The sequence below is a fragment of the Burkholderia sp. B10 genome, from assembly GCF_004368385.1.
GTDB classification, from domain to species: Bacteria; Pseudomonadota; Gammaproteobacteria; order Burkholderiales; family Burkholderiaceae; genus Burkholderia; species Burkholderia vietnamiensis.
In genome coordinates this window covers 44,118-66,338 of the sequence record NZ_PQMX01000021.1, presented here as the reverse complement: position 1 = coordinate 66,338, position 22,221 = coordinate 44,118, and the positions used below count along the sequence as shown (strand labels likewise).

The window sequence follows — 22,221 nt, the reverse complement described above, 5'->3', positions numbered from 1 at the left end:
CGTGCCGCATCGTTCGCAGCTTCGAGTCAGTGATGTGAGTTGCGGCGGCCCGTTCCCGCGGCCGCCGGTTCTTCCAATCGATGCCGGCGCGTGCCGGCATTTTCCATCCGGCAGGTGTGCCCCATGGCTGTCAATTTTCCGTCGATCGATCCCGCCCAATTGCATCCCGTCGCCGGCGTCACGCTCGGCTGGGCGGAAGCGAACATCCGCAAGCCGAATCGCAAGGACGTGCTGGTCATTTCCGTCGACGAAGGCGCGACGGTTGCCGGCGTATTCACCGAGAACCGCTTCTGCGCCGCGCCGGTGATCGTGTGCCGCGAGCATCTGGCGAAGGTTCGTGCGGGCGGCGCGGGCATCCGCGCGCTGGTCGTGAATACCGGCAATGCGAACGCGGGCACCGGCGAGCCGGGCCTCGCGAACACCCGCGAAACCTGCGCGGAGCTCGCGCGCCTCGCGGGCCTCGACGCCGCGCAGGTGCTGCCGTTCTCGACCGGCGTGATTCTCGAGCCGCTGCCGATCGACCGCCTGAAGGCAGGGCTGCCGGCCGCGCTCGCGAACCGCAACGCGGCGAACTGGTACGACGCCGCGCAGGCGATCATGACGACCGACACGCTGCCGAAGGCCGCGTCGCGTCAGGTGACGATCGACGGCCACACGGTCACGCTGACCGGCATCAGCAAGGGCGCCGGGATGATCAAGCCGAACATGGCGACGATGCTCGGCTTCCTCGCTTTCGACGCGAACGTCGCACAGCCGGTGCTCGACACGCTCGTGAAGGAAGTCGCCGACCGTTCGTTCAACTGCATCACGATCGACGGCGATACGTCGACGAATGACTCGTTCATCCTGATCGCGTCGGGCAAGAGCGCGCTGCCCGCGATCACGTCGACCGATACGCCGGCCTATGCGGCGCTGCGGGACGCGGTCACGCAGGTCGCGCAGCAGCTGTCGCAGCTGATCGTGCGCGACGGCGAAGGTGCGACGAAATTCATGACCGTGCAGGTCGAGGGCGGCAAGAGCGTCGCCGAGTGCCGCCAGATCGCCTACGCGATCGGCCATTCGCCGCTGGTGAAGACGGCCTTCTATGCGTCCGACCCCAATCTGGGCCGGATCCTGGCTGCGATCGGCTATGCGGGCGTCGCCGATCTCGACGTCGGCAAGATCGACCTCTATCTCGACGACGTGCTGGTCGCCAAGGCCGGCGGCCGCAACCCGGCCTACCAGGAAGAAGACGGTCAGCGCGTGATGAAGCAGAGCGAAATCACGATCCGCGTGCTGCTTGGCCGCGGCGATGCGCAGGCGACGGTGTGGACGTGCGATTTGTCGCACGACTACGTGAGCATCAACGCGGACTACCGCTCCTGATCGCGGGCGCTCGAACGACATGGACAAGCTCGAACAGTTTCTGACGCGTGCGGAAGCGCTGCTCGGCCGCCTTGAGGGGCTGCTGCCGCCCGCGCCGGCGGACGTCGACTGGAATGCGGCCACCGCGTTCCGCTGGCGCAAGCGCCAGGGGCGCGGCTATCTGCAGCCGGTGCCGGCGGCGTCGACGATCACGCTCGACGATCTTCACAACATCGACCGGCAAAAAGGGCTGATCGAGCAAAATACGCGTCAGTTCGTGCAGCGCAAGCCGGCCAACAACGTGCTGCTGACCGGCGCGCGCGGCACCGGCAAGTCGTCGCTGATCAAGGCGTGCCTGAACGCGTACGCGAACGACGGGCTGCGCCTGATCGAAGTCGACAAGGACGATCTGCACGATCTCGGCGACATCGTCGAGCTGATCTCGCAGCGCCCGGAGCGCTTCATCGTGTTCTGCGACGACTTGTCGTTCGAGGACGGCGAATCGGGGTACAAGGCGCTGAAGGTCGCGCTCGACGGCTCGATCGCCGCGCAGTCGGACAACGTGCTGATCTACGCGACTTCCAACCGCCGCCATCTGCTGCCCGAGTACATGAGCGACAACGAGTCGTACAAGCACCTGCCGGACGGCGAGATCCACCCGGGCGAAGTGGTCGAGGAGAAGATCTCGCTTTCTGAGCGCTTCGGCCTGTGGGTCAGCTTCTACCCGTTCAAGCAGGACGACTACCTCGACATCGTCGCGCACTGGCTGCGTCATTTCGGTTGCGCGGACACCGAGATCGACACGGCGCGCGGCGACGCGCTCGTGTGGGCGCTCGAGCGCGGTTCGCGTTCGGGGCGCGTCGCGTGGCAGTTCGCGCGCGACTGGTCGGGCCGCAAGGAGCGAGCATGAGCACGGCGCATGCAACGGACGCCGGGCGCGCGCCCGACGGCCGCAAGGTGACGGAAGTCGCGGTCGGCGTGATGGTGCAGTCCGACGGGACGCCCGGCGGCTGCCGCTATCTGCTCGCGCAGCGGCTGCAGGGCAAGCCCTATGAAGGCTACTGGGAGTTCCCGGGCGGCAAGCTCGAGGCCGGCGAGAGCGTCGAGGAGGCGCTCGCGCGCGAGCTGCACGAGGAGCTCGGCATCGTCGTCACGGCGAGCGAGCGCTGGCACACGCTCGAGCACGATTATCCGCATGCGTACGTGCGGCTCTATTTCTGCAAGGTGACGGGCTGGACGGGCGAGCTGCACGGCAAGGAAGGGCAGGCGTTCGCGTGGCAGCCGCTGCCGGTCGACGTCGCGCCGCTGTTGCCCGCCGCGCTGCCGGTGCTCGAATTGCTTGAGAAGGAAGCGGCGTCGCAATGACGCCGTCGCGGCCCGCCGACTGAAAAGGCGGGCCATATCGGCCGGGGTTGGCCGGCCGTTCGGAGTCAGACGTCGCGGCGCGTGTCGCCGCCGTCTTCCTCGGACGACGGACCTTCGTCGGACGAACCGCCGATCCGATACTTTTCCGCAGCCCATGCGCCGAGGTCGAGCTGCTTGCAGCGGGCCGAACAGAACGGTCGGAACTTGTTTTCGTGTGTCCAGCGCACTTCGGCGCCGCACGACGGGCATTTCACAACGGTAACCATACGAAAGCGTAAAACCGGCACGCGGCCGTTACAGGTTGCAGAGTGTCAGATGGAACGGTACGTCGATGTCGACTGCGCGCGGACGCACATCGCCGTCCTGCATGGTGAATCGCACCCACAGCATGTATTTGTTGGCGCTCGCTTCGGGGATCACGTGCAGCTCCGGCGGCACGCGCACCTGCATCAGCTGATAGGTGCGCCCGGACAGCATTTGCTGATAGCTGCCCTGCATCGCCATCACCTTCGACGCCTGGCCCGATTCGCGTGCGAGCCGCAGCACGATCGCCGCGGCGTCGCGCAGCGGCAGCAGCGGCGCCACCCATTTCGCGATGTCCTGGCGCCGCTGTTCGGCCGGCCATTGTTGCCACGCGTAGTACGACGGCAGGTCGAACTTGCAGGTGCCGCCCGGAATGACCGCACGGCTGCGGATGCTGGCGAGCCACTCATTGTCGACCAGATGCTGCCCCGTCTTGCCCTGCATCTGCGCAAGATTGGCGAGCGTCTGCTCGATTTCGCCGAGCACGGCTTCGAGCGCATTCTGTTCGATGCCCGGATTGCCGCGGAACGGCGCGAGCGTCTGGCGCTGACGTTCGAGCTCCTTCATCAGATCCGATTTCAGGTCCGCGCGGCCGGTGACCTCGGCGATCTCGAACAGCGTCGTCAACGCGACGTGATGTTCGCGCGGGTCCTCCTGAGCCAAAAAGAACGCGAAGCGCTCGAACAGGTCCTCGAGGCGCAGCAGCGTGCGAATTCGCTCGTTGAACGGATACTCGTAAAGAATCAAGCGCGCTCGCCTCTCGGGTAGGGATAGAAACAATGCAGGACATTCTAATGCCCCCTCTCTACCCTAGCAACGCGCCAATTTCGTGCACCATCGCGCGCGAGCGCCGCGTTCAGTGTTTTGCAGCCGCGAATGCGAGGTAGCGTTGGTGCAATGCATCGACCTGTGCGGCCAGCGCGTCGGGCGTCGTCGCGTCGTTGACGATCACGTCGTCGGCAGCGGCCAGGCGCGCTTCGCGCGTCGCTTGTCGCGCGATGATCGCCTCGACCTGCTCGCGCGTGAAGCCATTGCGCTGCATCACGCGCGCGATCTGGGTGTCGACCGGGCAGTCGACGACGAGCACGCGATCGCAGCGCGCCTTCCAATTGCGCGACTCGACCAGCAGCGGCACGACGAAAATCACGTACGGGCCCTGCGCGTCGCGGGCCTCGCGTTCCGTCTCCGCGCGAATCAGCGGATGCGTGATCGCTTCGAGCCGCCTGCGCGCGTCTTCGTCGCTGAAGATGAGTGCGCGCATCCGTGCGCGGTCGAGCGAGCCGTCGGCCGCGACGAACGCGGGCCCGAACGTCTGCTCGATCGCCGGCATCGCGAGACCGGCCGGCGCGGTGATGCGGTGCGCGATCAGGTCGGTATCGACCAGCGATGCGCCGCGTGCGGCGAACAGGTCGGCGACGGTCGTCTTGCCGCTGCCGATCCCGCCGGTGAGTCCTATTGCATACATACGAGCCTCCGCCGCGCCGCCGCGATCAAGCGCGACGGCTGCGTGCGACGTAGCGAACGCGAACGAGGCGGACACGGGCGTCGCACCATGTCAGCCGCCGAGCGCCGAATAGAAAGGGGTACCGAAAAACAGCGTCGCGACGCCGCCGGCCGCGAGGAACGGACCGAACGGAATCGGCTCCTCAAAGCGCATGCGGCCGCGCCACGTCGCGACCAGCCCGACGATCGCGCCGGTCACCGCGGCGAACAGCACGACCTGCGGCAGCGCGGCCCAGCCCATCCATGCACCGAGCGCCGCGAGCAGCTTCAGATCGCCGAAGCCGATGCCTTCGATGCCGCGCAGCCATCTGAACAGCCAGTAGATCGACCACAGGAACAGGTATCCGGACATCGCACCGATCACGGCCGACTGCAGCGACGTGAACATGCCCGCGAGGTTCAACGCGAGGCCTGCCCACAGCAGCGGCAGCGTCATCGAGTCGGGCAGGTAGCCGGTCCGGATGTCGATCGCGCTCATCGCGAGCAGCGCGGCGCATAGGCCGAACGCGGCGATTGCTGCGCCGGTCGGGCCGAACGCTGCGAGCGAACCGGCGGCGAGCAGGGCGCCGGCGAGTTCGACGAGCGGATAGCGGATGCCGATGGCGTGACCGCACTGACGACAGCGCCCGCGCAACATCACGTAGCTGAGGAGCGGGACATTTTCCCATGCGCGCAATACGTGGCCGCAGTGCGGGCATGCGCTGCGCGGGCGCCACAGATCGTAGCGCTGCGGATAGCCGTCGTCGGGCGCCGCGTCTGCGTTGCCGGTCGCTTCGGCGATTTCGGCGCGCCACGCGCGCTGCATCATCACCGGAACCCGGTGCGCGACGACGTTGATGAAGCTGCCGACGCACAGACCGATCACGACGGCGAACGCATACTGCACCGCGGGCGGCAGCAGCGCCAGCGCGAGCAACGTGCCGGCGGGCGAATCGGGAACGGGGAACATGGGCGCGCGCGTCATCGGGTCAGGGTTCGGTAGGCGACGGAATCGGATGCGATGCTACACCACGTTGCCGAGCTGAAGGATGGGCAGATACATCGCGATCACGAGCGCGCCGACGAGTGCGCCCAGCACGATCACGATCAACGGTTCGCCGAGCGCCGCGAGCGCATCGAGGCGCGCGTCGAGCTGACGCTCGCAGAGCGACGCGATATCGGCCAGCATCGTGTCGAGCGCGCCGGTTTCCTCGGCGACGGCGATGGGCTGCACGACATCGTCCGGAAAGCACCCGGCCGCGTGCATCGCATCGGCGAGCCGTACGCCGCGCAGCACGCGGGCCGCGATCTGCTCGGTGGCGCGCTCGAACACCGGATGGCCGGACGCGCGTTCGAGCGTCGCGAATGCGTCGGCGAGCGGCACGCCGGCGCCGAGCAGCGTCGCGAGCGAGCGACACCAGCGCGCGGCCGCGAACCGCGCGAGCGCACTGCCGACGACTGGCGCGTTCAACATCCGCTGCGCGACCGTGTAGCGCAGTTGTGGCGAGCGCCGCAACGCGTGGCGCGCAGCGAGCGCCAGCGCGGTCGCAACGGCGACGAACGTGCCGCCCCAGGCCGAGGTCGCGGACGAAACGGCGAGCAGGGCGCGGGTCGGTGCGGGCAAGGCGGCGCCGAAGCCGTCGAAGATCTGCCGGAAGGTCGGGACGACCCACACCATCAACGCGGCCGAGATCGCGAGCGCGAACGCGATGACGGCGACCGGGTACGTGAGGGCGACGCGCGCCTTGCGCCACTGTGCGTCGGCGCGCTCGCGGTGCTCGGCGACGCGGGTGAGCACGGTGCCGAGCGCGCCCGATGCCTCGCCGACTTCGATCAGCTGCCGATACAGCGTGCCGAACTGCGCCGGATAGCGCCCGAGGGCGACGGCCAGACGCTGCCCGCCGACGATCTCGCGCGCGAGACCCGCAGCGATGCGCGGCATCCCGTCACGCGTGCGGGTGCGCGCGAGCATCTCGAGCGACGGTGCGAGTGGCAGCCCGGCTTGCAGCAAGCTCGCGAGCTGACGCGTGAAGCGCGTCACGTCGCGTGTGCCGGCGGCGGGCGGCCGCGCGGCGCCGCGCGCGTCGAGCGCCAGCACCGCGATGCCGTCCCGCGCGAGCGCGGCACGCGCGGCGGCCGCGTCGAACGCGATGACGTGGCCGCGGCACGCGCTGCCGTCGCGACGACGGCCGCGCCATGCGAACCGGGTTTCCTGACGGGGCGCGCGCATCGCGGTCATGCGTCCGGCGTCGCGGCAAGCGCTTCCGCGATACTCGTCGTGCCGTCGCGAACGTGCGCGAGCGCCGCGTCGCGCAGGTTGCGCACGCCTTCGGCCGCGGCGCATTGCGCCAGCGCACCGACGCTTGCGCGCGCGACGATGCGCTCCGCCATCTCGGCCGACACCGGCATCGTCTGATGCAGACCGATCCGCCCTCGATAGCCGATGCCGTGGCAGGCGGCACAACCGCGCGCGACGAACGGCCGCCAGCCGGACGCCAGCGCGGCGGCATCGCAACCGGCTTCGCGCAGCACGCTTGCCGGTGCATCGGAACGCACGCGGCACGCGGTGCACAGGCGCCGGACGAGGCGCTGCGCGGTCACGAGGCGCAACGCGGCCGCAAGGTTGTACGGCGCGACGCCGATGTCGAGCAGCCGTGCGACTGCTGCCGGGGCGTCGTTCGTATGCAGGGTCGACAGCACGAGGTGGCCCGTCTGCGCGGCCTTCAGCGCGACGTCGGCCGTCTCCGCATCGCGAATCTCGCCGACCATGATGACGTCCGGATCCTGTCGCAGCAGCGCACGCAGTGCGGTGGCGAAGGTGAGGCCGGCCTTTTCCGCGACGCCGACCTGGTTGATGCCGTCGAGCTGGATCTCGGCCGGATCCTCGACCGTGCAGACGTTGTGCGCGTCCCGATCGAGCATCTGCAGCGCGCAATAGAGCGACAGCGTCTTGCCGCTGCCGGTCGGCCCGGTCACGAGCACGAGGCCGTGCGGCGCACGTATCGCGGCCTCCATCGCCGCGGCCTGACGCGCGTCGAAACCGAGGCGCGCGAGCGTGAGGTCGGGCGGCAGCGTCTCGAGGCGGCGCAGCACGAGCTTCTCGCCGAACAGCGTGGGCAACGAGCTGACCCGGTAGTCGCCGCGCTTGCCGGCGTCGATCGCAATGCGCAGCCGGCCGTCTTGCGGAAGCCGCCGCTCGGCGATGTCCATCCGGGCGAGCACCTTGATCCGCGTGACGACCGCGTCGCGCAGATGAACCGGCGGGCGCAGGTGCTCGTGCAGCACGCCGTCGATGCGCAGTCGGATGCGCCAGCCCGTTTCGAACGGTTCGACGTGGATGTCGGACGCGTCGCGTACGCGCGCGGCATGCAGCGTATCGGTGAGCAGCCGTACCGCGGGGGAGTCGTCGAGCTGCGCGGCATCGAGCGAGCGCGGCGGCGCGGCCGACGACGCGGCGGAGGAGAGCGGCGGCCGCTGCATGTGCAGCGGCGCCGCGGGAGGGGGCGATTGCATGTGAGCCGGCGCTGGGCCGCCTGTTGATCGTGACCGGGAAATGGTCGCGTATCGCGAGCGGCGCCGACAGTCGGCCGTTCGGCTAGCGCACCGCGCGGGCGCGCGTGACGCGCGGCTTGAACAGTTTGACGGTGCGCACGGCCTGATCGTCGCTGCGCATCACCTCGAGCATCACGCCGCCGATTTTCACGCACACGTCGCCTTCCGGAATCTCCTCGAGGATCTCGAGAATCAGCCCGTTGAGGGTCTTCGGTCCGTCGGTGGGCAGTTGCAGATGCAGCCAGCGGTTCAGTTCGCGCAGCGGCATGCTGGCGGCGACGATGCATTCGCCGCTCTCGTTCCAACCACCCGCGCGTTCGCCGCGCGGCATCGACGTCGTGAATTCGCCGATCAGCTCCTCGATGATGTCCTCGGGCGTCACGAGCCCTTCGAGTTCGCCGTACTCGTTGACGACCAGCGCGGTGCGTTGCCGGCTTTCCTGGAAGTACTGGAGCTGCTGGACGACCGGCGTGCCGGACGGCACGTAGTAAGGCTCGGCGAGCAGCGTGCGCAGCATTTCGCGGTCGAAGTCCTGGTTGTGCAGCGCCGTCAGCGTCTTGCGCACGTGCAGCACGCCGAGCACCTTGTCGATGTCGCCTTCATACACGACGAGACGGTTGTGATAGCAGGTCTCGATCTGATGCAGGACTTCGTCGAACGGCGCGTAGAAGTTCAGCGACTCGATCTGCCGCCGCGGCACCATCACGTCGTCCACCGTGATGTTCTCGAGGTCGAACAGGTTCAGCAGGATGCTGCGGTGCTTGGTCGGCATGAAGCTGCTCGATTCGAGCACGATCGCGCGCAGTTCGTCGGCCGACATGCGCTGGTCGCGGCCGCTCTTCGTGTTGATGCGCAGCACCCACAGCACGCCGTTGGCGAGCGCGTTGACGAACCACACGACCGGCTTGAACACGCGCATCAACGGCGCGATCACGAGGCTCGCCGGCAGCGCGATGCGCTCGGGAAAGGTCGCGCCGACGATTTTCGGCGCGATTTCCGCGAACACGATGATCAGGAACGCGACGATCCCGGTCGCGATCGACAGCGCGAGGTTGTTACGGCCGAACGTGTGCAGCGCGAGCGACGTCGTGAGCACCGGGATGATCGTGTTGAACAGGTTGTTGCCGATCAGGATCACGCTGAGCAGCAGATCGGTGCGCGTCAGCAGGCCTTGCGTGGTTTTCGCGCCGAGCGCGCCCTGGCTGGCGAGATGCTTCAGCCGATGGCGGTTGAGCGCCATCATCGCAGTCTCGGAAATGGAAAAGAAGCTGGAACAGAGGAGAAGCAGGAAGACGGCGCCGATTTGCGCCCATAAGGGAATTTGGTCCACGCGTCGGAAAGGGCAGTGAAGACAGGGATGGAGGGAATATAGCAGAGGCCGACGGCGGGGATGTGTCGCGCGCGGCACGCCGGTTCGTGTGAACGGCGAAAAAGGAGTCGGAAGACGTACGCGGTGCACGTCCGGTCAAATCGCGGTCGGGCCGCGGGCATTCGATTGCGCTGCAGCCGCGGTCGTCGGAGTCGTCCCGCGTACAAGCCGTAAACCGACGATTCAGCCCATTTTCACTGCGAAGCGCGGTTCGGAAGGCCGGACCACTTGTCGCCCGAGCCGGAGGTCGGCCTTTGCTTCCGGGTAGCGCGCATTCAGTGCGCGCATCTCCAGCGGCCCGACGTCATGCGGTCGTTACGAAAAGTGCTCGATGAATGAATCGGTGATGGCCTTGACGACATGGTCGCCCACATGAAGCGCTGCATCGTCGTCGTTGCCGTAAAACGGTCCCACATGGCCGCCGAGCCAGCGCACGATTTCGAAGCTCGGCCAATAGATGACATCGGGATTGCTCGTAACGAATTCGTGGGCGACGACACGGAGCGTCGATTTGGAAATGCAATCGGCCTGTATCGCGGATTTGAACTCGAACGTGGTTTTCAACGGTACGGGGCTGACCGTAAGCACGACCTTGACGTCGGGGTTCAACGCCTTGATATTCGCGACGATGTAGTCGAGATTGTCCAGATTTTGGCCGACGGTGGTAGTCCGGAAGTCGTACATCTCTGCGAATGCTCGCGAGCCCAGTGCCGAACTGGAAGGCATCACGAATTCGCCGGATTGCCGGTCGAAGAAGGCGGGCGCAACGCCCAGCGTGTAGACGAACACCTTCGCGGTGGCCAGACGCACCCGGAGATTCTCCGGGGTGATGTTGAGGGACGCAAAGAGCTCGTCGAGGCGCTCCTTGCTTTGGCCGGTGCATTGGCCCAACGCCCAGTCCACCATCTTGCGGTTTGCGAAGCTCGAATTGATGTGTTCGACGACTTCGAAGAAATCGGCCTGATAGCCCCGTTCGATGAGACGTACGGCGATCTCTCTCGCAAAGCACGAGCCCAGAGTAAAAAAGCGGGTTTCCTTGTCGATGAAGCGTTGCTTCGGCAAGCCATCCAGCAAGCTCGTCCGGATTACGGCCGAAAGGTCGCCCCTCATTTCACGCGTGCTGGGATACTTCGCTCGTGCAATGCTCTTTCGCCGGGTGCCGTCCGAAAGCACTTTGCGGGAAAGCTCGACATCGGTCTTGTTGACGATGGCGGGGTTGAGCGTTCGTGCGTGGTCGATAAGCGCGACGGCTTCTTCAAGATCGTCGTCAGCGCGGAGTTGCGAGAGCTTTGCGTAGTGATCGGCATTCGCCGGATCGATCTTGATGAGCCAGCGATAGGCGAACTCCGCATCCTCCGGCGGCCCGACATAGCTTGCCGCTGTCGCCAGGATCTCCAGGCAGACTTTCAGTTGCGGCCAGGCCGCGGCCTGCGGCGTATTCTCGACGAGACGAAGTGCGTTTTTTGCATGGTCTCGCCGAATCGCCCAACTCTTGTGGAGGCCGGGATACCGCAACGCATCGAAGCAACCGAGAAAGAAGATTGCATCCGGATTCCGCTGGTCCTGGATGAGCGATTGCCGAAGATGCTCGACAGCAAGGTCTAGCTGCCCCGTCTGGCCATAAAGAATGCCGAGAAGGAGATTCGCTTCATGATCTGAACCGTCGATCTGCTCGTTGCCCAGCTGCGCAATGACAGCGTGCGCACCAACGTTTCCGGCGAGCGCCTGTTTTGCCTGATTCTTCCAGCTACTGATATCCACTTGACCTTCCCGTATCGAGCGTTGCGCTCTTCGATCGACTGTCCGGCTGGGCGTCGAACGGGGGCGGCGAGACGAAGATCGTCTCGCGCATCAAGTCCGTTCAGTCGCTATGTCGATGATTATCGGCATTGTGCGAGCCAAACTTAATACCGGTCGGTGCGGGCGCCGGATGGCAAGCGGGATGCTGGTCAATGCGAGTGATTGAGCGGTGGGCTGCGCGTGGCGTTCGGCGATTGCCGCCGATTGTATGGTCCGGGTTACGACGTTCGGATGAGCAGATCGCGCGGACGGTGTCTGGGCGCGTCGTTGACGGTATCGATACGATGGCGGCGGATCAATGAAAAAAGCCTCACGAACCGAATGGATTCGCAAGGCTTTATCAAAGGTTTGCACTATGTATGCTGCTGTAGTGCTGCAACGACGGCGATACTTTCCAGTCGCTGACTTTAACCAAATTCTGGTCGGGGTGAGAGGATTCGAACCTCCGGCCTCTACGTCCCGAACGTAGCGCTCTACCAGGCTAAGCTACACCCCGAATTTCTGCTGGTCCGACTTCGCTTTCTTGGTGAAGATCGCTGCGTCGTCTCAGGCAAGAACGTAACTATAACGATGTTTTTTCTAAAAGGGAATACCCTGGCGAAGAAATTTTTTCGGGGCAGGGTATTGCGTCCCGTGCGCGGCGTGTTTTACGACTGCCGCGACGTCGAGTACGAGCACAGCCCGAGCAGGCTTTCCTTGTAGATGGAGTCGGGAAACGTGGCGATCGCGGCGGCGGCGGCCTGCGCTTCCTGGCGTGCGCATTCGAGCGTATGGTCGAGTGCGCCCGAACGCGTGATCGCCTCGAAGATCGTGTCGAAGCGATCCGTGCCGCCTTGCTCGATCGCCTCGCGCGCAAGCGCCGCTTGCTCGGGCGTGCCGCGTTCGATCAGATAGATGAGCGGCAGCGTCGGCTTGCCTTCGCGCAGATCGTCGCCGGCATTCTTGCCCATCGCTTCGGCGGTGCCCGCATAGTCGAGCCAGTCGTCCATGATCTGGAATGCGGTGCCGATGCGGCGGCCGTATTCGGCCGCCGCGGCTTCGGTCGGCGCGTCGGCGCCCGACAGCACCGCGCCCAACCGGGCCGATGCCTCGAAGAGCTTCGCCGTCTTGTAGCGGATCACCTGCATGTAGCGCGACTCGTCGACGTCCGCGTCGTGCATGTTCAGCAACTGCAGCACTTCGCCTTCCGAGATGATCGTCGTCGCTTCCGACAGAATTTCCATCACGCGCATCTTGCCGACGCCGACCATCATCTCGAACGAGCGCGAGTACAGATAGTCGCCGACCAGCACGCTGGCCGCGTTGCCGAACAGCGCGTTGGCCGTCTGCCGGCCGCGCCGCAGTTCGGATTCGTCGACGACGTCGTCGTGCAGCAGCGTGGCCGTATGGATGAACTCGACGACGGCGGCCAGCACGTGCCGCTGGTGCGAGGTCTCGCCGAGCGCGCCGGCCACGAGCAACAGCAGCGCCGGACGCAGCCGCTTGCCGCCCGCACCGATGATGTACTCGGCGATCTGGTTGATCAGCAGCACGTCGGACGCGAGGCTTTGCCGGATAACGCGATTGACCTGCTCCATGTCGCTGGCGATCGGAGCGAGCAGGTGGGCGGCGCTGAGGGTGGGGGAGGCGGTGGACGACGACATGATGATCGAAATGGGTGATGCGGCGGATTATAAGTCGAATCCGCCATATGCCGGTCTGTCCGACGTGAGCGGCCCGCGATTTTGGCCATCCGGCCAGGGCTTGCGCGCGGCAATCGTGGATCGGCTTTGACTCGGCCGCTAACCCCATGTATAATCACGTGTTTTCCGCGCGTGGTGTGCGGAAAAATTGGATCCAGAGTGAGGTTCTCAATGTACGCGGTCATAAAAACCGGCGGCAAGCAGTACAAGGTTGCCGTTGGCGAAAAACTCAAAGTAGAACAGATACCGGCTGACATTGACGCTGAAATCACGCTCGACCAGGTTCTCGCAGTGGGCGAAGGCGAATCGATTAAGTTCGGTACGCCGCTGGTCAGTGGGGCTTCCGTCAAGGCCACCGTCGTGTCGCACGGTCGTCATGCCAAGGTCACCATCTTCAAGATGCGTCGCCGGAAGCACTACCAAAAGCACGGCGGCCACCGCCAGAACTACACTGAGCTGCGCATCGACGCGATCAACGCGTAAGCGCCTCGGTAAAGGAGCAATCAGATGGCACACAAAAAGGCAGGCGGCTCTTCCCGGAACGGCCGCGACTCCGAGTCGAAACGTCTCGGCGTGAAAGTGTACGGCGGCCAGGCGATCAACGCCGGCGGCATCATCGTGCGTCAGCGCGGTACGCGCATGCACGCTGGCGAGAACGTCGGCATGGGCAAGGATCACACCCTGTTCGCGCTGGTTGACGGTCACGTCAAGTTCGCGACCAAGGGCGCGGACAAGAAGCATCTGGTCATCGTTGTCCCGGCGGCTGCCTAAGTCAAGGCACCACGGGCTTCGTAGCCGAAAGGCCCCGCAGTCTTCGCGGGGCCTTTTTTTATTTGGCCGCCGCGCGCAGGTGCGCGCCGGCGGCTGTCGCGAACGGCGGGCAATCGGCCGAACGGCAGATTGTTCAAGCGTGCCGGCGCGCGGCACAATAGCGGAAATACTGGTCGGAGTGACGAATGAAGTTCATTGACGAAGCACGAATCGAAGTCATCGCCGGCGACGGAGGCGATGGCAGCGCGTCGATGCGCCGCGAGAAGTTCGTTCCGTTCGGCGGGCCGGACGGCGGCGACGGCGGCCGGGGCGGTAACGTCTACGCGATCGCCGACCGCAACATCAACACGCTGATCGACTACCGTTACGCGAAGAAGCACATGGCGCGCAACGGCGAAAACGGTCGCGGCTCCGATTGTTACGGCAAGGGCGGCGACGACATCACGCTGCGCATGCCGGTCGGCACGGTCGTGACCGACATGGACACCGGCGAGCTGATTGCCGACCTGACCGAACACGATCAGCAGGTGATGCTCGCGAAGGGCGGCTCCGGCGGCCTCGGCAACCTGCATTTCAAGTCGAGCACCAACCGGGCGCCGCGCCAGAAGACCGACGGCAAGCCCGGCGAGCGGCGCATGCTGCGGCTCGAACTGAAGGTGCTCGCCGACGTCGGGCTGCTCGGCATGCCGAACGCCGGCAAGTCGACCTTCATTTCATCGGTGTCGAACGCGAAGCCGAAGATCGCCGACTACCCGTTCACCACGCTCGCGCCGAACCTGGGCGTCGTGCGCGTCGGCCCGAGCAAGAGCTTCGTGATCGCCGATATTCCTGGGCTGATCGAAGGCGCGGCCGAAGGCGCGGGCCTCGGCCACCAGTTCCTGCGGCACCTGCAGCGCACCGGCGTGCTGCTGCATCTCGTCGACCTCGCTCCGTTCGACGAAAGCGTCGATCCGGTCGCGGAAGCGAAGGCGATCGTCGGCGAACTGCGCAAGTATGACGAGGCGCTCTACGAAAAGCCGCGCTGGCTCGTGCTGAACAAGCTCGACATGGTGCCGGAAGACGAGCGCGACGCGCGCGTTGCCGACTTCCTCGAGCGTTTTGGCTGGGACGGCCCGGTGTTCCAGATTTCGGCCCTGACCGGCCAGGGCTGCGAAGCCCTGTGCTATGCGATCTACGATTACCTTGCCGAGCATTCGGACGCGCATCGCGCGGCGGAAGAGGAAGATCTGGCCGCGGACGTGCGCTTCCGCGATGCGCCGCCGAGCGACGGCGGCGCAACCTCAGGCGGCGACGCCTGAGCGAGCCCGTCACGCACCGGGCGCTGCGCCCGGTGCCGGAAATTCATCGCGCCCGGCCGGGGCATGCATCAGACAGGAGACAGCGCACGATGCGTTCGATCATCGCGGATTCGAAGCGATTGGTGGTGAAGGTGGGTTCAAGCCTCGTGACCAACGACGGCAAGGGCCTCGATCATGCGGCAATCGGCCGCTGGGCGGCGCAGATCGCTGCGCTGCGCGCGCAGGGCAAGGAAGTGGTGCTGGTCAGCTCGGGCGCGATCGCCGAGGGGATGCAGCGTCTCGGCTGGAACAAGCGTCCGCGCGAAATCGACGAATTGCAGGCCGCCGCGGCGGTCGGGCAGATGGGGCTCGCGCAAGTCTACGAAAGCCGCTTCACCGAGCATCACATTCGCACCGCGCAGATCCTGCTCACGCATGCCGACCTGGCCGATCGCGAGCGCTATCTGAACGCGCGCTCGACGTTGCTCACGCTGCTGCGCCTCGGCGTCGTGCCGATCATCAACGAGAACGACACGGTGGTCACCGACGAAATCAAGTTCGGCGACAACGACACGCTCGGCGCGCTCGTCGCGAACCTGATCGAAGGCGATGCGCTGATCATCCTGACCGACCAGACGGGGTTGTTCACCGCCGATCCGCGCAAGGATCCGAACGCAACGCTCGTCGCGGAAGCGAGCGCGGGCGCGCCGGAGCTCGAGTCGATGGCGGGCGGCGCGGGGTCGAGCCTCGGCCGCGGCGGGATGCTGACGAAGATCCTCGCAGCGAAGCGCGCCGCGCACAGCGGCGCGAACACCGTGATCGCGAGCGGCCGCGAGGCCGACGTGCTGGTGCGGCTGGCCGCGGGTGAGGCGATCGGCACGCAGCTGATCGCACGGACCGCGCGGATGGCCGCGCGCAAGCAATGGATGGCCGATCATCTGCAGGTGCGCGGGCACGTCGTGATCGATGCGGGCGCAGTCGAGAAGCTGAGGGACGGCGGCAAGAGCCTGCTGCCGATCGGCGTGATCGACGTGCAGGGCGCGTTTGCACGCGGCGAGGTGATCGCGTGCGTCGGCCCGGACGGGCGTGAAGTGGCGCGCGGCCTCACGAACTACAGCAGCGCGGAAACGAAGCTGATTCACCGCAAGCCGAGCGGCGAGATCGAGACGGTGCTCGGCTACATGCTCGAACCCGAGCTGATTCACCGCGACAACCTCGTGCTGGTCTGATCGTCCGGCGCACGACCGGCCGCAGCCGTGCATGAAAAAGCCCGCGCGGACGCGGGCTTCTGTACGACGCCGCAAGCCGCCTGAGCGGCCCGCGTCCTGCGCTCAGCGCAACTGGCTCATCGCGGTGCGGTGGAACTTGATGTTCTCGAGGATCTGGCGGGTCGTGCCCTGCGGCATCTTGTTCGCGCAGAAATAATCCTGGTACAGCGCCGAGTGGTACGAGTTCAGCTCGCCGTTCTCGATGCGGCGCCAGTCGTTCTCGACCGTGCGGTCCCAGCCGTCGTGATCCGAATTCAGCCCCGCATACTGACGCCATTCGTAGGTGTCGCAACGGATGCCTTCGTAGTTCACGTTACGCGCGCCGGCCGGGCTCGTGATGACCACCGCATAGCGCACGACGCCGTCGGTGCCGACCGCGAGCGACTTGGCATCGACGAAGAACTTCAGCGGCGTGTTCTGCGACACGTTGAACGGCAGCAGATCGGCGGCTTGCGGAAGCGGCGGCAGCGTGTCGACCGCGTTTTCCTTCCATTCGCCCTGACGGTCCAGCAGATACACGAACGCGCTGTCGTCCTTGTTGGTCGGCGCGTTCGAGTGGGCGCAGCCGGCCAGCGCGGCCGCCGCGACGATCGACGCGAGCGCGAGAGCAATCGCTTTCAATATGCATTCCTCGTAAAAAAAGGGCGCGACACCAAGGTCGCGCCCGGTCATGCAGTCCAACTCGTCATTTGCCGATGATCACGCGGGGCGGCATCTCGTCGAGCGTGCGCGCCTCCACTTCGATCTCGGAACAGACCACCGATGTGTCGACAATCGTCAGCGTCTGCTGGGCCGGCGCGCCGCCGATGCGCGGATAGCGCAAGGGGCGCGGCCCGCGCGGCTTTTCGGCTCGCTGCGCCGGGCGGCGCAGGAAGCGCGACAACTCCGTCAGCGCCAACTGATAGACATCCCGCTTGAACTCGATCACCGCATCGAGCGGCACCCAGTACTCGTTCCAGCGCCATGCATCGAACTCCGGGTGATCGGTCGCGCGCAAGCAAATATCGCAATCGCGTCCGACCATCCGCAGCAGGAACCAGATCTGCTTCTGGCCGCGGTAATGGCCGCGTACTTCGCGTTTGATGAACTTGTCAGGCACCTCGTAACGCAACCAGTCGCGGGTGCGGCCGATTATCTTGACGTGTTCCGGATGCAGGCCCGTCTCCTCGTGCAGTTCCCGGTACATCGCCTGCATGGGGGTCTCGCCGTACTTGATCCCACCTTGAGGAAACTGCCAGGAATGCTCGCGGAGCCGCTTGCCCCAAAACACCTCGTTGCGCGCGTTCAAGAGGATGATGCCGACGTTCGGGCGAAAGCCTTCACGATCCAGCATACAACCACCTTCGAATCCTTTAAAATTGCTTTGATTATAAACAGATAACGGGCGCTGCGCACCGTGACGGAGCGAATCCGCGCGGGGTTTGCCGGCCGAAGTGTCCCTGATTTGTCTGCTAAGTCGTCTGCGCCACCGTCGTTCGCCGCGCGCAGCTTTTTCACCTTGAAACTTTTTCGGGCGCCCCGCCTGGGCGCCGTATTTGGAACCGTCCGCATGAAAGCTTCCCGTTTCTTTATCGGCACCCTCAAAGAGGCACCGGCCGACGCAGAGATCGTCAGCCACAAGCTGATGGTGCGCGCCGGCATGATTCGTCGTGTCGCCGGTGGCATCTATAACTACCTGCCGATCGGCCTGCGTTCGATTCGCAAGGTCGAGGCGATCGTGCGTGAGGAAATGAACCGGGCCGGCGCCCTCGAGCTGCTGATGCCGGCCGTGCAGCCGGCGGAGCTGTGGCAGGAATCGGGGCGCTGGGAGCAGTACGGCCCTGAGCTGCTGCGCTTCAAGGATCGCAAGGACAACGACTTCGTGATCGGGCCGACGCACGAGGAAGTGATCACCGATATCGCGCGCAACCAGATCAAGAGCTACCGGCAGATGCCGGTGAACTTCTATCAGATCCAGACGAAGTTCCGCGACGAGATCCGCCCGCGCTTCGGCGTGATGCGCGGCCGCGAATTCCTCATGAAGGACGCGTATTCGTTCGACAAGGACGCGGCCGGCCTTAACGAGTCGTACCGCAAGATGTACGACGCGTACGTGCGCATCTTCACGCGCCTCGGCCTCGAGTTCCGTGCGGTCGCGGCCGACAGCGGCTCGATCGGCGGCAACTTCTCGCACGAGTTCCACGTGATCGCCGATACCGGCGAGGACGCGATCGCATACTGCCCGACCTCCGAATTCGCGGCGAACATCGAAGCCGCTGAAGCGCTGCCGCTGATCGCCGAACGTGCGGCGCCGGCCCAGGCGATGGAGAAGGTCGCGACGCCCGGCAAGGCGAAGTGCGAAGCGGTGGCCGAGCTGCTGGCGATCCCGCTCGAGCGCACGATCAAGTCGATCGTGCTCGCGACCGACAACGAAGGCGCCGAGCCGACCATCTGGCTCGTGATGCTGCGCGGCGACCACGATCTGAACGAGATCAAGGTGTCGAAGCTGCCGGGCCTGAAGAACCACCGCTTCGCGACCGAGCAGGAAATCGTCGAGTGGTTCGGTACGCCGCCGGGCTATCTCGGCCCGGTCGGCACGAAGAAGCCGGTGAAGGTGATTGCCGATCGCACGGTCGCGAACATGAGCGACTTCGTGGTCGGCGCGAACGAGGTCGACTATCACATCGCGGGCGTGAACTGGGGCCGCGATCTGCCGGAGCCGGACGTCGCCGACGTGCGCAACGTGAAGAAGGGCGATCCGTCGCCGGACGGCAAGGGCGTGATCGACATCTGCCGCGGCATCGAGGTCGGCCACGTGTTCCAGCTCGGCACCAAGTACTCGGAAGCGATGGGCGCGACGTTCCTCGACGAGTCGGGCAAGCCGCAGCCGATGCTGATGGGCTGCTACGGCGTCGGCGTCACGCGCATCCTGGGCGCGGCGATCGAGCAGAACTTCGACGACAAGGGCATCATCTGGCCCGAGTCGATCGCCCCGTTCGAACTCGTGCTGTGCCCGATGGGCTATGACCGCAGCGAGATGGTGCGTGAGGCCGCCGACAAGCTGTACGCGGAACTGACGGCGGCCGGCGTCGACGTGATCCTCGACGATCGCGGCGAGCGCCCGGGCGTGATGTTCGCCGACTGGGAACTGATCGGCGTGCCGCATCGCCTGGTGATCGGCGAGCGCGGGCTGAAGGACGGCAAGGTCGAGTACCAGGGCCGCCGCGACGCCGAAGCCACGCTGCTGCCGGCCGATGCGGCTGCTGCGACGGTGACGGAGAAGATCCGCGCCGCGCTCGCGCACTAAGCGCGACGGCGGGAGCGCGCGGTGGAATACACCTTCCTGTCGGCCACCGTGCTGCTCGTGCTGATCACGGATCCGCTCGGCAACATCCCGCTGTTCATCACGGCGATGCGCGACGTGCCGCGCGAGCGGCGCGTGAAGCTGATCCTGCGCGAAGTGGGAATCGCGTTCGTGATCCTGCTGTTCTTCATGGTGGTCGGCGACCGCTTCCTGCGGATGATGAGCCTCACCGACCTGTCGCTGCGGCTCGGCGGCGGGATCGTGCTGTTCCTGATCGCGCTGCGGATGATCTTCCCGCATCCGGACGGCGCGCTCGGCAGCGATCCGCGCGCGGGCGGCGAGCCGTTCATCGTGCCGCTCGCGATTCCGGCGCTCGCCGGGCCGTCCGCGCTCGCGACTGTGATGCTGCTCACGTCGCAGGCGCCCGGCAAGATGTTCGAATGGGTCGGCGCGCTGACGGTCACGATGCTCGTCTGTGCGGTCACGCTGGTGCTCGCCGAGCGCATCCAGCAGTGGCTCGGCGAGCGGACCGTCGCGGCGTTCGAGCGGCTGATGGGGCTCGTGCTCGTCGCGATTTCGGTCGAGATGCTGCTGGCCGGCGTGCGCGCCTTCGTGCATCAGCTGTAACGCCGGCGGCGCGTGCCGACGAAAAAAAGCGGCGCACCGGGAACCCGGTGCGCCGCTTTTTCTTTACGACGGGGCGATCAGACGTTCGCGGTCAGCGCGCGGATCGTCGGCAGGTTGCGCCAATAGCCCTTTGCGTCCATCCCGCAGCCGAACACGTAGCGGTCGGGCACGGCGAAGCCGCAGAAGTCCGGGTGCAGCGGCTTGGCCTTCGCGAGCGTCTTCTCGCACAGCACGGCCGACATGAAGCGCTTCGCGCCCATCTCGAGGATGCGATCGCGGATCGCGGCCATCGTCTCGCCTTCGTCGAGGATGTCGTCGAGCACGAGCACGATGCGGTCCTTCACCGATTCGCGCGGCGCGACGCGCCAGTGCATCTCCGGGCTGCCCTGCGTCGTGTTGCGGTAGCGGGTCAGGTGGATGTAGTCGAACTCCAGCGGGAAATCGAGGTGCGGCAGCAGCATCCCGGTAAACACGGCGGCGCCGCCCATCACCGACAGGACGAGCGGGAACGCATCGCCGATCTCGGCGCGGATCGCGTCGGCCATGCTGGAGATCGACGCGTTGACGGCGTCAGCGGAGACGATCTCTTCGGAGTGGTCGAAAATGTGGAGGGCTTCTTCGCGGTTCATGGCTTCTGGCGGGACGGAGTCGGTATACAAATAAGGATGAAGCAGAACGGGCGGCGCGCGCTACGGCAAAAACCCGCGCGCCGGCCCACGGGCGCGATCAGCGCATGCCGGGCATCATGCCCTTCAGGCCGCGCATCATCTTGTGCATGTTGCCGCCCTTCAGCTTCTTCATCATCGTGCGCATCTGATCGTACTGGTTCAGCATCCGGTTGACTTCCTGCACCGGCACGCCGGCACCGGCCGCAATGCGGCGCTTGCGCGTCGCCTTGATGATTTCGGGTTTCGCGCGCTCGGCGGGCGTCATCGAGTTGATGATGCCTTCCATCCGGCGGATCGACTTCTCGGCCTGGCCCATGTCGGCGCCGGCCGCCGCCTGCTGGAACTGCGCGGGCAGCTTGTCCATCAGCGACGACAGGCCGCCCATGTTCTTCATCTGCGAGATTTGCGCGCGGAAATCGTTCAGGTCGAAGTCGCCGCCTTTCTTCACCTTGTCGGCGAGCTTCTGCGCGGCCTGCACGTCGACGCCGCGCTGCGCCTCCTCGACCAGCGCGAGGATGTCGCCCATGCCGAGGATCCGGTTCGCCATCCGGTCCGGGTGGAACACTTCGAGACCGTCGAGCTTTTCGGCGACGCCGACGAACTTGATCGGCTTGCCGGTCACGTGACGCACCGACAGCGCGGCGCCGCCGCGCGAATCGCCGTCGAGCTTGGTGAGCACGACGCCCGTGAGCGGCAGCGTGTCGTTGAACGCCTTCGCGGTGTTGACGGCGTCCTGGCCGAGCATCGCGTCGACGACGAACAGCGTTTCGGCCGGCTTCAGCACGCCGTGCAGCGCGGCGATCTCCTGCATCATCGCTTCGTCGATACCGAGACGGCCGGCCGTGTCGACGATCAGCACGTCATGGTAGTGGCGCTTCGCCCAGTCGACGGCGGCAAGCGCGATGTCGACGGGCTTCTGGTCCGGCGTCGACGGGAAGAAATCGGCGCCGACCTGTTCGCTCACCGTTTTCAACTGCATGATCGCGGCCGGGCGATAGACGTCGCACGAGACGGTCAGCACCTTCTTCTTGTACTTCTCGCGCAGCAGCTTCGCGAGCTTGCCGACGGTCGTGGTCTTGCCGGCGCCTTGCAGGCCGGCCATCAGGATCACGGCGGGCGGCGTGACGGCGAGGTTCAGCTCGGCGGCCTTGCCTTCGTAGTCGCCGCCGATCACGGCGGTGAGTTCCTTCTGGACCACGCCGACGAGCGCCTGCCCCGGCGACAGGCTGCTGATCACTTCCTCGCCGAGCGCCTTTTCCTTGACCTTGGCGATGAATTCGCGGACGACGGGCAGCGCGACGTCGGCCTCCAGCAGCGCGAGACGCACCTCGCGGAGCATCTCCTGGGTGTTCGCCTCGGTAAGCCGGGCTTCGCCGCGCAGCGTCTTGACGACGCGCGCCATCCGTTGAGTGAGATTGTCGAGCATGGGG

Annotated in this window: 22 protein-coding genes and 1 tRNA gene; 9 read left to right on the top strand and 14 right to left on the bottom strand. The window is 65.8% G+C overall.

Annotation, left to right across the window (positions count from 1 at the left end; all coding sequences use genetic code 11):
• Positions 1-123 precede the first annotated feature (123 nt).
• From argJ to C3Y15_RS13420, 3 genes are read left to right on the top strand one after another with little or no spacing between them, the layout of a single operon-like run.
• Positions 124-1,365: a bifunctional glutamate N-acetyltransferase/amino-acid acetyltransferase ArgJ gene (gene argJ / locus C3Y15_RS13430; protein WP_059476091.1), complete on the top strand. Its 1,242-nt coding sequence runs from the start codon at positions 124-126 to the stop codon at positions 1,363-1,365.
• 19 nt (positions 1,366-1,384) lie between these two features.
• The gene (locus C3Y15_RS13425; RefSeq protein ID WP_034194185.1) at positions 1,385-2,254 is read left to right on the top strand and encodes an ATP-binding protein; all 870 of its coding nucleotides are present in this window, start codon (positions 1,385-1,387) and stop codon (positions 2,252-2,254) included.
• Complete coding sequence (locus C3Y15_RS13420) at positions 2,251-2,709, top strand: NUDIX domain-containing protein (protein WP_011883188.1); 459 nt, start codon at positions 2,251-2,253, stop codon at positions 2,707-2,709. The genes C3Y15_RS13425 and C3Y15_RS13420 overlap by 4 nt, the downstream gene beginning before the upstream one ends.
• Positions 2,710-2,774: 65 nt before the next feature.
• Here C3Y15_RS13420 and C3Y15_RS13415 read toward each other — a convergent pair whose 3' ends face one another.
• From C3Y15_RS13415 to C3Y15_RS13370, 10 genes are all read right to left on the bottom strand, one after another.
• The gene (locus tag C3Y15_RS13415; RefSeq protein WP_011883189.1) at positions 2,775-2,975 is read right to left on the bottom strand and encodes a DNA gyrase inhibitor YacG; all 201 of its coding nucleotides are present in this window, start codon (positions 2,973-2,975) and stop codon (positions 2,775-2,777) included.
• A gap of 28 nt (positions 2,976-3,003) precedes the next feature.
• Positions 3,004-3,759, bottom strand: coding sequence for a cell division protein ZapD (gene zapD / locus C3Y15_RS13410; RefSeq protein WP_011883190.1), 756 nt, complete (start codon positions 3,757-3,759; stop codon positions 3,004-3,006).
• A gap of 109 nt (positions 3,760-3,868) precedes the next feature.
• Positions 3,869-4,477 (bottom strand): dephospho-CoA kinase, encoded by a 609-nt coding sequence (coaE, locus tag C3Y15_RS13405; protein WP_034194193.1) that lies wholly within the window; start codon positions 4,475-4,477, stop codon positions 3,869-3,871.
• Positions 4,478-4,567: 90 nt separating this feature from the next.
• A complete protein-coding gene (locus C3Y15_RS13400; RefSeq protein WP_011883192.1) occupies positions 4,568-5,479 on the bottom strand; it encodes an A24 family peptidase in 912 nt (303 codons plus the stop codon).
• A 39-nt stretch (positions 5,480-5,518) separates the two neighbouring features.
• On the bottom strand, positions 5,519-6,733 hold the full coding sequence (locus tag C3Y15_RS13395) for a type II secretion system F family protein (RefSeq protein WP_011883193.1): 1,215 nt from the start codon (positions 6,731-6,733) through the stop codon (positions 5,519-5,521).
• Positions 6,730-8,007, bottom strand: coding sequence for an ATPase, T2SS/T4P/T4SS family (locus C3Y15_RS13390; protein ID WP_043290764.1), 1,278 nt, complete (start codon positions 8,005-8,007; stop codon positions 6,730-6,732). Before C3Y15_RS13390 ends, C3Y15_RS13395 begins: the two co-directional genes overlap by 4 nt.
• A gap of 82 nt (positions 8,008-8,089) precedes the next feature.
• Positions 8,090-9,376 (bottom strand): HlyC/CorC family transporter, encoded by a 1,287-nt coding sequence (locus C3Y15_RS13385; RefSeq protein ID WP_011883195.1) that lies wholly within the window; start codon positions 9,374-9,376, stop codon positions 8,090-8,092.
• 354 nt (positions 9,377-9,730) lie between these two features.
• On the bottom strand, positions 9,731-11,176 hold the full coding sequence (locus tag C3Y15_RS13380; protein ID WP_014722403.1) for a GSCFA domain-containing protein: 1,446 nt from the start codon (positions 11,174-11,176) through the stop codon (positions 9,731-9,733).
• A 458-nt stretch (positions 11,177-11,634) separates the two neighbouring features.
• A tRNA-Pro gene (locus C3Y15_RS13375) sits at positions 11,635-11,711 on the bottom strand.
• A gap of 151 nt (positions 11,712-11,862) precedes the next feature.
• A complete protein-coding gene (locus tag C3Y15_RS13370) occupies positions 11,863-12,858 on the bottom strand; it encodes a polyprenyl synthetase family protein (protein ID WP_011883197.1) in 996 nt (331 codons plus the stop codon).
• 210 nt (positions 12,859-13,068) lie between these two features.
• On the opposite strand from C3Y15_RS13370, the gene rplU reads away from it, so the two are divergent.
• From rplU to proB, 4 genes are all read left to right on the top strand, one after another.
• Entirely contained in the window at positions 13,069-13,380 is a 312-nt protein-coding gene (rplU, locus tag C3Y15_RS13365; protein ID WP_006025184.1) for a 50S ribosomal protein L21, read from the top strand.
• 24 nt (positions 13,381-13,404) lie between these two features.
• On the top strand, positions 13,405-13,668 hold the full coding sequence (gene rpmA, locus C3Y15_RS13360; protein ID WP_006476999.1) for a 50S ribosomal protein L27: 264 nt from the start codon (positions 13,405-13,407) through the stop codon (positions 13,666-13,668).
• 185 nt (positions 13,669-13,853) lie between these two features.
• Positions 13,854-14,966 carry an Obg family GTPase CgtA gene (cgtA, locus tag C3Y15_RS13355; RefSeq protein ID WP_011883198.1) on the top strand — a complete coding sequence of 371 codons (1,113 nt, stop codon included), beginning with the start codon at positions 13,854-13,856 and terminating at the stop codon, positions 14,964-14,966.
• An 89-nt stretch (positions 14,967-15,055) separates the two neighbouring features.
• Positions 15,056-16,174, top strand: a complete 1,119-nt coding sequence (proB, locus tag C3Y15_RS13350; RefSeq protein WP_011883199.1) for a glutamate 5-kinase — start codon at positions 15,056-15,058, stop codon at positions 16,172-16,174.
• A 102-nt stretch (positions 16,175-16,276) separates the two neighbouring features.
• Here the strand turns inward: proB and C3Y15_RS13345 are convergent, their stop codons facing one another.
• Positions 16,277-16,885 (bottom strand): CNP1-like family protein, encoded by a 609-nt coding sequence (locus C3Y15_RS13345; RefSeq protein ID WP_011883200.1) that lies wholly within the window; start codon positions 16,883-16,885, stop codon positions 16,277-16,279.
• A 13-nt stretch (positions 16,886-16,898) separates the two neighbouring features.
• Entirely contained in the window at positions 16,899-17,546 is a 648-nt protein-coding gene (locus tag C3Y15_RS13340; RefSeq protein WP_011883201.1) for an RNA pyrophosphohydrolase, read from the bottom strand.
• A 216-nt stretch (positions 17,547-17,762) separates the two neighbouring features.
• On the opposite strand from C3Y15_RS13340, the gene C3Y15_RS13330 reads away from it, so the two are divergent.
• Together C3Y15_RS13330 and C3Y15_RS13325 are read left to right on the top strand one after the other, a co-directional pair.
• Complete coding sequence (locus C3Y15_RS13330; protein ID WP_011883202.1) at positions 17,763-19,499, top strand: proline--tRNA ligase; 1,737 nt, start codon at positions 17,763-17,765, stop codon at positions 19,497-19,499.
• A gap of 21 nt (positions 19,500-19,520) precedes the next feature.
• On the top strand, positions 19,521-20,123 hold the full coding sequence (locus C3Y15_RS13325) for a MarC family protein (RefSeq protein WP_011883203.1): 603 nt from the start codon (positions 19,521-19,523) through the stop codon (positions 20,121-20,123).
• A gap of 77 nt (positions 20,124-20,200) precedes the next feature.
• Here the strand turns inward: C3Y15_RS13325 and C3Y15_RS13320 are convergent, their stop codons facing one another.
• Positions 20,201-20,752 (bottom strand): hypoxanthine-guanine phosphoribosyltransferase, encoded by a 552-nt coding sequence (locus C3Y15_RS13320; protein ID WP_011883204.1) that lies wholly within the window; start codon positions 20,750-20,752, stop codon positions 20,201-20,203.
• A gap of 97 nt (positions 20,753-20,849) precedes the next feature.
• Positions 20,850-22,217, bottom strand: coding sequence for a signal recognition particle protein (gene ffh, locus C3Y15_RS13315; protein WP_011883205.1), 1,368 nt, complete (start codon positions 22,215-22,217; stop codon positions 20,850-20,852).
• Between the last annotated feature and the right edge of the window lie 4 nt (positions 22,218-22,221).

Coding starts and splice junctions, on each gene's coding strand:
- C3Y15_RS13345 (WP_011883200.1), bottom strand. CDS start 16,885: ATGACCGGGCGCGACCTTGGTGTCGCGCCCTTTTTTTACGAGGAATGC.
- coaE (WP_034194193.1), bottom strand. CDS start 4,477: ATGTATGCAATAGGACTCACCGGCGGGATCGGCAGCGGCAAGACGACC.
- C3Y15_RS13390 (WP_043290764.1), bottom strand. CDS start 8,007: ATGCAATCGCCCCCTCCCGCGGCGCCGCTGCACATGCAGCGGCCGCCG.
- C3Y15_RS13420 (WP_011883188.1), top strand. CDS start 2,251: ATGAGCACGGCGCATGCAACGGACGCCGGGCGCGCGCCCGACGGCCGC.
- C3Y15_RS13425 (WP_034194185.1), top strand. CDS start 1,385: ATGGACAAGCTCGAACAGTTTCTGACGCGTGCGGAAGCGCTGCTCGGC.
- ffh (WP_011883205.1), bottom strand. CDS start 22,217: ATGCTCGACAATCTCACTCAACGGATGGCGCGCGTCGTCAAGACGCTG.
- argJ (WP_059476091.1), top strand. CDS start 124: ATGGCTGTCAATTTTCCGTCGATCGATCCCGCCCAATTGCATCCCGTC.
- C3Y15_RS13340 (WP_011883201.1), bottom strand. CDS start 17,546: ATGCTGGATCGTGAAGGCTTTCGCCCGAACGTCGGCATCATCCTCTTG.
- proB (WP_011883199.1), top strand. CDS start 15,056: ATGCGTTCGATCATCGCGGATTCGAAGCGATTGGTGGTGAAGGTGGGT.
- rplU (WP_006025184.1), top strand. CDS start 13,069: ATGTACGCGGTCATAAAAACCGGCGGCAAGCAGTACAAGGTTGCCGTT.
- C3Y15_RS13415 (WP_011883189.1), bottom strand. CDS start 2,975: ATGGTTACCGTTGTGAAATGCCCGTCGTGCGGCGCCGAAGTGCGCTGG.
- cgtA (WP_011883198.1), top strand. CDS start 13,854: ATGAAGTTCATTGACGAAGCACGAATCGAAGTCATCGCCGGCGACGGA.
- C3Y15_RS13370 (WP_011883197.1), bottom strand. CDS start 12,858: ATGTCGTCGTCCACCGCCTCCCCCACCCTCAGCGCCGCCCACCTGCTC.
- rpmA (WP_006476999.1), top strand. CDS start 13,405: ATGGCACACAAAAAGGCAGGCGGCTCTTCCCGGAACGGCCGCGACTCC.
- C3Y15_RS13400 (WP_011883192.1), bottom strand. CDS start 5,479: ATGACGCGCGCGCCCATGTTCCCCGTTCCCGATTCGCCCGCCGGCACG.
- C3Y15_RS13395 (WP_011883193.1), bottom strand. CDS start 6,733: ATGACCGCGATGCGCGCGCCCCGTCAGGAAACCCGGTTCGCATGGCGC.
- C3Y15_RS13330 (WP_011883202.1), top strand. CDS start 17,763: ATGAAAGCTTCCCGTTTCTTTATCGGCACCCTCAAAGAGGCACCGGCC.
- C3Y15_RS13320 (WP_011883204.1), bottom strand. CDS start 20,752: ATGAACCGCGAAGAAGCCCTCCACATTTTCGACCACTCCGAAGAGATC.